The organism is Chryseobacterium balustinum (genome assembly GCF_900168205.1).
GTDB classification, from domain to species: Bacteria; Bacteroidota; Bacteroidia; order Flavobacteriales; family Weeksellaceae; genus Chryseobacterium; species Chryseobacterium balustinum.
Genome location: NZ_FUZE01000001.1, coordinates 264,995 through 276,678, shown reverse-complemented (window position 1 = coordinate 276,678; position 11,684 = coordinate 264,995). Strand labels below are relative to the sequence as shown.

The following is an 11,684-nucleotide window of genomic DNA, read 5'->3' as shown; positions in this document are numbered from 1 at the left end:
ATTGAAAGGTCTTTTTTGTTTCTTCTTTTAATATCTTTGAACTATGAATATCGACAAGATTACCCAACCTTTTACAGAGATTTTCCCAGGAGACTTCTCAGGAAATACCATCCAAAGAACTACACCTAAAGTTCTTTTTTCAACTGTCGAACCCGTTGGATTTGAAAATCCTGAACTGATTATTTTTAACGAAAAACTTTCAGAAGAAATAGGATTGGGAAAATTAGAAGAAAAAGATGTTGACTTTTTAACCGCCACCAATTTACCCGAAAACATAAAAACCTACGCCACCGCTTATGCAGGGCATCAGTTCGGAAACTGGGCAGGTCAATTAGGCGACGGTCGTACTATACTTGCTGGTGAAATAACCAATGAAACAGGACAAAAAAATGAAATTCAATGGAAAGGAGCCGGAGCAACACCCTATTCCCGTCACGCAGACGGAAGAGCCGTTTTAAGGTCTTCTGTTCGTGAATATCTGATGAGTGAAGCCATGTATCATTTAGGAGTTCCTACGACCCGAGCTTTAAGCTTAAGTCTTACTGGTGAAAATGTAGTGCGTGATATAATGTATAGCGGAAATCCTCAAGAAGAAAAGGGAGCGGTCGTTGTAAGAACTGCGGAAAGTTTTCTCCGCTTTGGTCATTTTGAATTAATATCTACACAAAAGGAAATTAATACACTTATTAACCTTACTGACTTTGCGATTAAAAATTATTTTAAAAATATCACAGATGAAGGCGAACAGAAATATAAAGATTTTTTTAGCGAGGTATGCACAAGAACTGCCGATTTGATGGTTGAATGGTTTAGAGTAGGTTTTGTACATGGCGTAATGAATACTGACAACATGTCAATTTTAGGATTAACGATAGATTACGGCCCTTTTTCGATGATGGATGAATACGACCTCAATTTCACACCCAATACCACAGATTTACCCGGAAGAAGATATGCTTTCGGAAAACAAGGGCAAATCTCACAATGGAATCTTTGGCAACTCGCCAACGCTATATTTCCATTGATAAAAGATGAAAAATTTTTAGAAGAAACACTAAACTCTTACGGCAGTTATTTTTGGAAAGCTCACGACAAGATGTTATGCGAAAAATTTGGTTTTAATGAATTGAAAAAAGAGGATGAAGATTTTTTCATCAATTGGCAAGGTTTGATGCATGAACTTCAATTCGATTATATTCTATTTTTTAATCTTTTAGAAAAAGTTGAAAGTATTTCTGATTTCAAAACAGATTTTCAGAAAATATCTTATACATACTTGGACGATTCTAAAATAAAAAAGCTTGAAGATTTTATTCAAAAATATATCCAACGAGTAAAAGCCAATACAATTTCAAAAGAAGAGTCTTTAGATGTAATGAAAAAATCAAATCCAAAATTTCTTCTCAGAAATTATCTTCTTTTTGAATGTATCGAAGAAATCACCAATGGTAAAACTGAAATGTTAAAAAAACTTACAAAAGCTTTGGAAAATCCCTATGAAGAAATTTTTCCGGAATTTTCGGTAAAAAAACCTGCGAATTATGACGATATTTCCGGATGCTCTATGCTTTCTTGTAGTTCTTAGTGTAATTTATTAAAGTTTTCATATTTACATGTAATAATATTAACTAAATTAGCAAAAAAAATAATTTTCATGAAAAAAATTCTACTTTCTTTAGGTATTTTATCTTGTTTATCAATGAATGCCCAGGTATTATTGTCTGAAGGCTTTGAAGGAGCAACATTCCCTCCAACAGGATGGACAATAAACTCTACTGCCGCTACAAGACCTTGGCAATCTACTCCACTTCCAGTTAGTACTTCCACTTGGTTCACTATTTCTGGAGCAAAGTCTGCTGGTATAGATTACCTTACACAATCTAATACAGCTAATTTAATAACTCCTTCTTTTAGTTTAGTTGGAGCAACAAATCCGGTTTTAAACTTTAAAGTAGTGGTTGGTTGGGTATATATGATTCGTGAAGACGCTGGGGATTTAGTTGCACAAATTTCAACTAACGGAGGAACAACTTGGACTGATTTATGGAATGAAGATAATCAAGCAGGCTGGTCAGATGATGGTGATGACGATGATGCTACAGATACATATCAGGCAATTCCTGTTCAAATAAATCTATCTCAATATACTGGGCAAGCGAATGTTCAAATAAGATTTCGCTATGTTGCGACTGATGCTGATGCCGTTGCAATAGATGATGTACAGGTTTTAGCAGGAACCCTTTCTACCAAGGAGGTTTCAAAATCTAAAACAAGCATTTATCCTAACCCAACAAAAGGAGAAATCAACATCAAAACTGATAAAAAGATAAAATCTTCTACAGTACTTGATCTTTCAGGAAAAGTTTTACTACAAACAAGTTCTGAAAAAGTTAATATTAGCTCTTTCACAAAAGGAACTTACTTACTTAAAGTTGAATTTGCTGACGGAACAAGCAAAACAGAGAAAATTATCAAAGATTAATTAATATTCTTTTTAATATTTTTAAACCCATCTTTTCAGGTGGGTTTTTTATTTTATTTTTGCAATAAATTATATCGGGTGTCATTTAAGTCAAAATTTATCAACTTTTTTAAAATCGTATTTCCTTCTTCGTACACCGAATGGGGCATATTTATTTTTTTCCTCATTGCTTATGGCACTTTCGGGAGTTACCTAGCCCAGCACTACCGCATTATTTTTGATGCAAGAATTCCTTGGGATGGATATTTCAGCTTCGATAACAAAGCTATCGTAATGAACGGCGGAAGCTTCGAAAGACACCCTTTATCTTATTATTTTTTCAACTGGGTTCGCGAGCTTTCTTTTTATATTTCAGATGGAAAAACAGGAAGTAATTTCAGATTAACATTAGCGTGGCTAAGTAATATCACCATCAGTTTAAGCTTAATTCAAATTTATAAATATTTAAAAAACATCATACAACTTCCGATAGGACTAAACCTATTGCTTGTCGTTTTTTTCAGTGCTTTTTCAACTAATATTTTATTATCATTCACGCCAGAAACCTATACTTACACCCTCTTTTTGTTGGTTTTATTTAACTACTATACAGCAATAAAATTTAAAAAAGACAAAAAAATTACAGGCTCAGCATTAGTTTTGGCAGGAGTTACAATTGGAGGATTAACAGTGACAAATATTGTAAAAGTTTTTATCCCTATTGCCTTTGAAAAAGACCTTTTCAGAAGCTGGAAAAAATTTGGCAATGCCGTTTTCAGGGTTTCACTTACCTGCGTAACCTTTATCTTGCTTTACCTTTACCGAATCGATTTCAAATACACCAATATTCTATCAAAATCAGGGGAGCAATATGAGAAATTTTCTAATGTAAAATCTACTCCGACTTGGGACATGATTTACTCCTATTTCTTTGGCGGAAGCATTCTTTTTCCAAGTTTTTTTATTCGTAAAAAACACAATATGAAAGGGTTTTATTACAAAGCACTTTTTATGGATGTTTACACTTCGATTACTCCCTATTTGTTCATTGGGTTACTTGTAGGGCTTATTTTATGGAGCTATTTTAAAAATTTCAAGAATAAATTGGTACAAATCCTCATGCTTTCTTTACTTGTTGATATTTTAATTCATTGTGTTTTCAGGTTTGGACTTCACACTTCCTACATCTATGGAGGACATTTTGTTTTTGTATTCCCAATCATGTTGGGATGGCTCTTTTTTTCTTACAGAAAATCACCAAAAATGATGTCATTTTTCACAGCAGTTCTTGGAATAATGTTGGTCTATTTATTCTTTAACAATTACATGAGAATGTGGGAATTCTATGATTTTGTTAATCAATTTTACAGATAAAAAAAGCTGAGAAAATATTTTCTCAGCCTTTAGTTTTTCATTAAAATAAACCTTTATTTTGCCTCTGCACAGAAAACTCTGTACTGAATTGGTATTGCAGATTTAAAGTACTCTTTTATTCTAGCTAAATCCCCTGCTGCGCTTTGTTTTGAGAAATAGCTTCCCGCCAAAATCTTATAATTTGGTCTTAATGAAGCATCTGTTTCAACTTTTAGGTTGGGAAATCTTTTTCTGAAATAGGCTTTAATCTCATTAGCTTCCTCATTACTTTTCACCGTTGTAATCTGAATTTTGAAGCCTAAAATTCTAGGATTTTTTCTACAGATTTCTGCATTTGTCAATTCACGGCTCGGAACAAATATTTTCGTTGGCTTTGCAGGGGCATCATCATCAATACCGGAAGAAACTCTTGTTGCCGTAGTCTTTGCACAACGATCTTCAATCGCAGATAAAGCTTCACTTACACGAGAATCCATAGTAATCGTCAGCTCAGTTCCAGACAGGGTATCTTTCTTTACAACCTGCTGTGCTTCAATAGTATAAAAACCCATTAAAGAAAGTAGCGAAAATATTTTGATGAAATTTTTCATTTAAACTTGTTTCCGCAAAGTTATAATAATTTAAAAATACAGCAAACAGAGTTATTTAGAATAGTTACAAATTAAAGCTATATGACATTTTACCTTTTGTTAAAGCCGTTAAATTCTTCTTAAAAATATTATTTTTGCGGGATTGATACACATTCAATATTTACTAACATAAGATAATTTAAATGATTAGTTGGAGAAAGCATTATAAAAAAGGGCTGATTGCGATAGGTTTATTGCTATCAACAAGTGCTTCAATTTACGGGCAAGACGGCGATCCTAAAAATGGTGAGAAACTTTTTAAGGCAAACTGTACGGCGTGTCACGCATTAGGAAAACAGGTTATTGGACCTGATTTGAAAGGTGTTGTAGACAGGCTGAAAACTGAACAAGGTTTGGATACAGATTGGCTTCACAAGTGGATTAAAGACAACAAAGCACTTAGAGCTTCTGGCGACAAGTATGCTAATGAAGTTTTTGAAAAATTTAATAAGACTGAAATGTTGGCATTTCCTAATCTTGCAGATAAGGATATTGACGATATTTTAGCTTATACAACTAATCCTCCTGTTGAGGAGCCTAAAGTTGATCCTACTGCAACCACTGCAACAGGTACAGCAAACGCTACACCAGCAAACAATACTACTTCAAGCATTGTAATCATTTCACTTATTGCAATCGCTGGTTTATTAGTTTGGATCTTAATTAAACTAAGACAATTAGTAAAATTAGGTCAGTCTGAGGAACTTACAGGACTTAATGAAACAAGAGTAAAATCTTTCAGCGAAATCTACGAAAAGTACCACTATATCGGTAAAGGTCTATTGGCTATTCTAGCTATTTTAGCGACTTACGGTATCTGGAACTGGATTATGTGGATTGGTGTTTACAAAGGGTATAAGCCTGAACAGCCTATCTACTTCTCTCACAAAATTCATGCTGGAGAACAGAAAATCGACTGTCAATTGTGTCACTCAAGTGCTAAATACGGTAAAGTATCTGAAATCCCTTCTATGAACGTTTGTATGAACTGTCACAGAACTGTTTCTGAATACAACGGTAAATACCTTGAGCCAGGAAAAGATAAAGCATTCTACGACGGAGAAATCCAGAAGATTTATGCTGCAACAGGTTGGGATGCTGAAAAACAACAGTACACCGGTAAAACTACCCCTGTAGAATGGACAAGAATCCACAACATGCCAGATTTCGTTTACTTCAACCACTCTCAACACGTAGTAGCAGGTGAGCAAGCGATTATCAATTCATTCAACAAGAAAAATCCAGACAACAAAATCGACGTAGTTTGTAAAGCTTGTCACGGAAAAATCGATACAATGAACGTTGTACAAATGGCGAACGATTTCACTATGGGATGGTGTATCGAATGTCACAGAACAACCGAAATTGATATGAACAACGGTTATAATAAAGAATACTTCAAAAATCTACACGAAAAGCTTAAAAAGCAATACCCGAAAGATGGTGGTAAAATCACTGTAGATGCAATTGGAGGTCTTGAGTGTGGTAAATGTCATTATTAATAACTAAAAAATTAGAAGTATAAAATGGCTTCAAACAAAATACAATTTAGAAGTATTCACGAACTTAAAGACCCTACCCTAACCGGTAAGCTGGCTCTTAAAGAGTTCCAAGAAGAAATTCCGGTAGAAGATTTTCTGGAAAGTGCCGAAAAAACTGACGGTACATCCAGAAGAGATTTCCTAAAAATATTAGGATTCTCTACAGCAGCCGTAACATTGGCTGCCTGTGAAGCTCCGGTAATTAAAACGATTCCTTACGTAGTAAAACCACACGAAATTATTCCTGGGGTTCCAAATTACTACGCTTCAACATATTTTGACGGTTTCGACTTCTCAAGTGTTTTAGTAAAAACAAGAGAAGGTAGACCTATCAAAATCGATCCGAACCCGGCAGCTGGAGATTTAGGTAAAACTAACGCAAGAGCTCAGGCAAGTGTACTTTCACTTTATGACAACGATAAAGTAAAGCAGCCTAAACTTGATGGTAAAGACGAAACTTTCGATAAAGTAGATGATTTCGTTTTGAAAGGATTAAACGAGGCTCAGTCTGCAGGTAAAAAGATTGTTCTTTTATCTCAGTCTTTTGCTTCTCCTACATTCAAAAAATTATTTTCTGAATTTAAAGCGAAATATCCTACAGCTGAATTAGTAACTTATGATGCTTTCCCTTACTCTGCAGCTTTAGATGCAGCTCAGGAAGTTTTCGGACAAAGAGCATTGCCGGTTTACGATCTTAAAGGATCTGAATTGGTAGTTGCTTTCCAGGCTGATTTCTTAGGAGATTATAATGCAGCAAGCTTAGAAACTTCGTATGCAGCAGCAAGAGTTCCGGGAGCAAACATGTTGAGACACATTCAGGTTGAATCTAATATGTCTTTAACGGGTGCAAACTCAGACTCTAGATATAGAGTAAAACCAAGTGATGTAAACAAAGCTTTAGTTGAGGTTTATAACGCTATCGTTACAGGAGCTAACCCAACAAGCAAAGTTGCTACAGAAATCGTAAAAGAATTGCAAGCTAAAGGAAGCAAAGCGGTTGTTTTAGCTGACGGTTCTAAAGGTGCACAGGTTTTAGCACACTTAATTAACCAAAAATTAGGTTCAGTTGCTTTCACTGGTAAAGCAAACTTCTTAAAAGAATTTGATAAAGCAAGATACCAAGAATTTTTAGGATGGGTAAATGCAGGACAAGTTGGTGTATTGATTACAAACAACGTTGACCCAATTTATTCTAACAACAAAGGTCAGGATTTCAAAAAATCTTTGGCAAAAGTTCCTTACGTAATTGCTGTTACAGATAAGAAAAACGAAATGTATAAAGCAGCGAAAGCTGTAATTCCGGTAGCTAACTGGCTAGAATCTTGGGGGGATATGGAACCTCAGACAGGAGTTTATACATTGATGCAGCCAACAATCCAGAAAATCTATAAATCAAGACAGATCGAAGAATCTTTATTGGTTTGGAAAAACGGAAAAAATAATGCTGCAAACAATTACTACGATTACTTAAAAGCAAGTGCTGCTTCTCTTTTAGGAGCGACTTCTTTCAACAAAGCTTTATACAATGGTGTTGTTTCTTCTAATAATGCAACGATGTTGTCTTATGCTGGAGGAAATGGTACTCAAGCTGTAGCAGAATTAGGAAACTTTAAAGCTGCAGGATTAGAATTAGTTCTTTATACAAAGACTTCTATTGGAGACGGAACTCAGGCAAACAACCCTTGGTTGCAAGAATTACCAGATCCTATTACAAGAATGTCTTGGGATAACTATTTAACAATTTCTACCAAAGATGCTGAAGAATTAGGAATAGAAAACAGTCTTAATGCAAGAATGCAGTTGGATGGTTCTCTTGTAAATCTTACAGTAAACGGAGTAAAAATAGAAAACGTACCAGTATTCATTCAGCCAGGTCAAGCAGACGGATCTGTAGGTCTTGCTTTAGGATATGGTAAAAAAGATTCTGGCGCTACTGCAGATACTGGGGTAAATGCTTATCCTCTATTTGACGGGTCAAACTTGGTGATTTCAAACGTATCAATTGAGAAAACGGGTGAAGAGCACGAGTTTGCAGGAGTTCAGCTTCAGAATACACTAATGGGTCGTTACGAAATTGCAAAAGAAGTACCTTTAGCAGAATTTATTAATGTACCTTTCGATGACGAACATAAAGGATGGAATAAGCCTTTGGAATATCACACTATCAGTGGAGCTCTTCCAGCAGGTAAAATTGACCTTTGGGATGCTTTTGATGATACAGATGGTCCTCACTTCAACTTATCAGTAGACTTAAACTCTTGTACGGGTTGTGGAGCTTGTATCATTGCTTGTCAGGCAGAAAACAACGTTCCTGTAGTTGGTAAAGAAGAGATCAGAATGTCGAGAGATATGTTCTGGTTAAGAATTGACCGTTACTATTCTTCTGAGAAAAAAGTGACTGTTTATGATGGTCTTAAAGAAGGAATGGCAGTTCCTGAGCTTTACGGAAGTAGCGTACTTGGTATTGAAGGAGCATTAGAAAACCCAGCAGAAAATCCAGATGTGATTTTCCAGCCGGTAATGTGTCAGCACTGTAACCACGCTCCATGTGAAACTGTTTGTCCGGTAGCGGCAACTTCTCACAGTAAGCAAGGACAAAACCACATGGCTTACAACAGATGTATCGGAACAAGATATTGTGCAAACAACTGTCCGTACAAAGTAAGACGTTTCAACTGGTTTACCTATAACTTGAATGATAAGTTCGATTTCAATATGAATAACGACCTTGGAAGAATGGTTCTTAACCCTGATGTTGTTGTAAGAACAAGAGGGGTAATGGAGAAATGTTCAATGTGTATTCAGGAAACTCAGGCAACAATTTTGACTGCGAAGAGAGAAAACAGAAAAGTAACAGACGACGAATTTAAAAATTCTTGTGCCTGTGCAGCAGCATGTTCTACTGGAGCAATGCAGTTTGGAGATATGAATGACAAAGAATCTTCAGTTAGAAAATTATATTCTAGCAACAGAAGATATCATTTACTTGAAGAGATCGGAACCAAACCAAATGTGTTCTATCACGCTAAAGTAAGAAATAGAGTATAAAATAAAGTTTAAATAATAAATAGGTAAAAAATGTCAGGACATTACGAAGCTCCGATAAGGGAACCTCTGATTATTGGTCACAAAACTTATCACGATATCACAGAAGATATTGCACGACCTATCGAAGAAAGAGCAGGTAAATTATGGTGGATCTCACTATATGCAGCCTTAGTTCTTTTCATCTACGGATTCGGCTGTATCGCTTATACTATCGGGACAGGTATTGGAGCATGGGGGCTTAACAGAACTATTAACTGGGGTTGGGATATTACCAACTTCGTATGGTGGGTAGGTATCGGTCACGCCGGAACCCTAATCTCAGCAGTATTATTATTATTTAGACAACGATGGAGAATGTCTGTAAACCGTTCTGCGGAAGCAATGACAATCTTCGCAGTTGTACAGGCGGCAATCTTCCCGCTTATTCACATGGGTAGAGTTTGGGTAGGATATTGGGTATTCCCTCTTCCTAACCAGTTTGGTTCTCTTTGGACTAACTTCAACTCACCTCTACTTTGGGACGTATTTGCAATCTGTACGTATTTCTCTGTATCAACAGTATTCTGGTTTATCGGGTTGATTCCTGACTTTGCTATGATCAGAGACAGAGCTAAAACTCCTTGGACTAAGAAAATCTATACCCTACTATCTTTCGGATGGGGTGGAAAAGCAAAACACTGGCAGAGATTTGAAGAAGTATCTTTGGTATTGGCAGGTTTAGCAACTCCACTTGTATTCTCGGTACACACTACGGTATCTTTTGACTTCGCAACTTCAGTTATTAAAGGATGGCACTCTACGATCTATCCTCCTTACTTCGTAGCTGGAGCAATCTTCTCAGGATTTGCAATGGTACAAACACTATTGTTAATTGCTAGAAAAGTTTGTCACTTGGAAGACTACATCACAATGTATCATATCGAAATTATGAACATCGTAATCGTTCTTACAGGTGGTATGGTAACAGTAGCTTATGCAACTGAATATTTCATCGGATGGTATTCTGGTTCTAGATATGAAGACTTTACTTACCTTTCACCAGGTGCTGCAGTAGGACCATATTGGTGGGCGTTCTGGGCGTTGATTATCTGTAACCTTGTTATTCCGGCGTTGTTCTGGTTTAAGAGAATCAGAACGAATATTATTGCAACATTTATCATTGCATTAATTATCAACATCGGTATGTGGTTTGAGCGTTTCGACATCATCGTAATTAACCTTTCAAGAGATTACTTGCCTGGTTCTTGGACGATGTTTAAACCAACCATTATTGACGTAGGTGTATATTTAGGTACAATCGGATTCTTCTCTGTATTATTCTTATTATACGCAAGAACATTCCCTGTAATTGCACAGGCAGAATTAAAATCGATCTTGAAGATCTCAGGTGAAACTTATAAAGTAAAAGAAGGAGATGAGCACCACTAAAATTGTATACGGACTTTATGCTGACGACGACGATCTAATGAACGGCGTTAAAGCATTCAACGATAAAGGAATTGCAATAAACGAAGTTTATACCCCATTTCCTGTTCACGGGCTAGACAAAGCTTTAGGTTTAAAGAAAACCAGAATTTCTGATGCTGCTTTCATTTATGCGCTTTATGGAGTTTCTATCGGTTTGACGGTTACTTGGTACATTATGAACCATGACTGGGCACAAAATATTGGTGGGAAACCATCTTTTAACTGGGTAGACAACTTCCCTGCGTTTATTGATCCGATGTTTGAATTAATGGTATTCTGTGCAGCTCACATGATGTCTCTTACTTTCTTTGTAAGAAATAAAATGTATCCAGGAGCTCCGGCACAAAACCCAGATCCAAGAACTACAGATGATAAATTCTTGATGGAATTTGTAACTGAAGATGTAGAATCTGTAAAGCAGTTGCTTATCGAAACGGGAGTAGAAGAAATAACTGTTAAAGATGCTTAAAATGAAAAAGAATGTATTAAAAATTACAGCAATTTTAGGTTTAACTACAGTTTTACTTAATTCTTGCGGACCAAATGAAAATGCACCTCTAGTATATTTCCCGGATATGTATTTCCCAGTGGCTTACGATCCGTTGATGAAAGCTCAGGATGCTTATTCAGATCATGAAAATGAAATTCCTGCATTTGTAAGAAACAACGGTGCAACTGGTCTTTCTCCTGTAGAAGGTTCAGTAGCTCAAAATAAAGACGGAGTTTTTGAAGAAGGTAAACTTCCTAAAAATCCGGACGAATATAACGCAGGTTATGACGCTTCAAAAGCAATAAGCGCTTCTCCTCTTAATCCTGCTAATGCAGCTAAAGATATAGAAAGAGGTAAAATGCTTTTTGATCGTACTTGTTCAGCTTGTCACGGAACTGGTGGTGACGGACAAGGGCCAATCGTACAAAGCGGAGCTTATTCTGGTGTACCAAATTATGCAGACAGAGAAATCACTGTAGGATCTGTACATTATGTATTAACAAATGGTAGAAATGCAATGGGTTCTTATGCGGGACAGCTAAACCCAGGAGATAGATGGAGAGTGGCAATGTATGTAATGAGTGCTTTCAAAAAAAGCGCAGCTCCGGCTCCCGCAGCGGCAACAGCAGCGCCAGCAACAACTGAGACTACCGAAACTAAAAAATAAGAAAAGA

At 36.3% G+C, this 11,684-nt stretch carries 9 protein-coding genes; 8 read left to right on the top strand and 1 reads right to left on the bottom strand.

The window, feature by feature from the left end:
• The first annotated feature begins 43 nt into the window (after positions 1 to 43).
• The 3 genes from B5X64_RS01405 to B5X64_RS01395 all read left to right on the top strand — a co-directional run bounded on the left by B5X64_RS01405 (position 44) and on the right by B5X64_RS01395 (position 3,835).
• Entirely contained in the window at positions 44 to 1,585 is a 1,542-nt protein-coding gene (locus tag B5X64_RS01405; RefSeq protein ID WP_079463549.1) for a protein adenylyltransferase SelO, read from the top strand.
• A gap of 114 nt (positions 1,586 to 1,699) precedes the next feature.
• Complete coding sequence (locus tag B5X64_RS01400) at positions 1,700 to 2,482, top strand: T9SS type A sorting domain-containing protein (RefSeq protein WP_164463460.1); 783 nt, start codon at positions 1,700 to 1,702, stop codon at positions 2,480 to 2,482.
• A gap of 78 nt (positions 2,483 to 2,560) precedes the next feature.
• Positions 2,561 to 3,835, top strand: a complete 1,275-nt coding sequence (locus B5X64_RS01395) for a DUF6080 domain-containing protein (protein WP_079463547.1) — start codon at positions 2,561 to 2,563, stop codon at positions 3,833 to 3,835.
• 53 nt (positions 3,836 to 3,888) lie between these two features.
• Here the strand turns inward: B5X64_RS01395 and B5X64_RS01390 are convergent, their stop codons facing one another.
• Complete coding sequence (locus B5X64_RS01390) at positions 3,889 to 4,425, bottom strand: SPOR domain-containing protein (protein WP_079463546.1); 537 nt, start codon at positions 4,423 to 4,425, stop codon at positions 3,889 to 3,891.
• A 182-nt stretch (positions 4,426 to 4,607) separates the two neighbouring features.
• Here B5X64_RS01390 and B5X64_RS01385 point away from each other — a divergent pair, with 182 nt between their 5' ends.
• The 5 genes from B5X64_RS01385 to B5X64_RS01365 are packed head-to-tail and all read left to right on the top strand — an operon-like array spanning position 4,608 to position 11,677.
• Positions 4,608 to 5,966: a c-type cytochrome gene (locus B5X64_RS01385; RefSeq protein WP_079463545.1), complete on the top strand. Its 1,359-nt coding sequence runs from the start codon at positions 4,608 to 4,610 to the stop codon at positions 5,964 to 5,966.
• A 24-nt stretch (positions 5,967 to 5,990) separates the two neighbouring features.
• The gene (locus B5X64_RS01380; protein ID WP_079463544.1) at positions 5,991 to 9,053 is read left to right on the top strand and encodes a TAT-variant-translocated molybdopterin oxidoreductase; all 3,063 of its coding nucleotides are present in this window, start codon (positions 5,991 to 5,993) and stop codon (positions 9,051 to 9,053) included.
• Between the two features lie 30 nt (positions 9,054 to 9,083).
• On the top strand, positions 9,084 to 10,481 hold the full coding sequence (gene nrfD / locus B5X64_RS01375) for an NrfD/PsrC family molybdoenzyme membrane anchor subunit (protein WP_074230687.1): 1,398 nt from the start codon (positions 9,084 to 9,086) through the stop codon (positions 10,479 to 10,481).
• Positions 10,468 to 10,989 carry a DUF3341 domain-containing protein gene (locus B5X64_RS01370; RefSeq protein ID WP_066678849.1) on the top strand — a complete coding sequence of 174 codons (522 nt, stop codon included), beginning with the start codon at positions 10,468 to 10,470 and terminating at the stop codon, positions 10,987 to 10,989. The genes nrfD and B5X64_RS01370 overlap by 14 nt, the downstream gene beginning before the upstream one ends.
• Positions 10,982 to 11,677 (top strand): c-type cytochrome, encoded by a 696-nt coding sequence (locus B5X64_RS01365; protein WP_079463543.1) that lies wholly within the window; start codon positions 10,982 to 10,984, stop codon positions 11,675 to 11,677. Before B5X64_RS01370 ends, B5X64_RS01365 begins: the two co-directional genes overlap by 8 nt.
• The last annotated feature ends 7 nt before the right edge of the window (positions 11,678 to 11,684 follow it).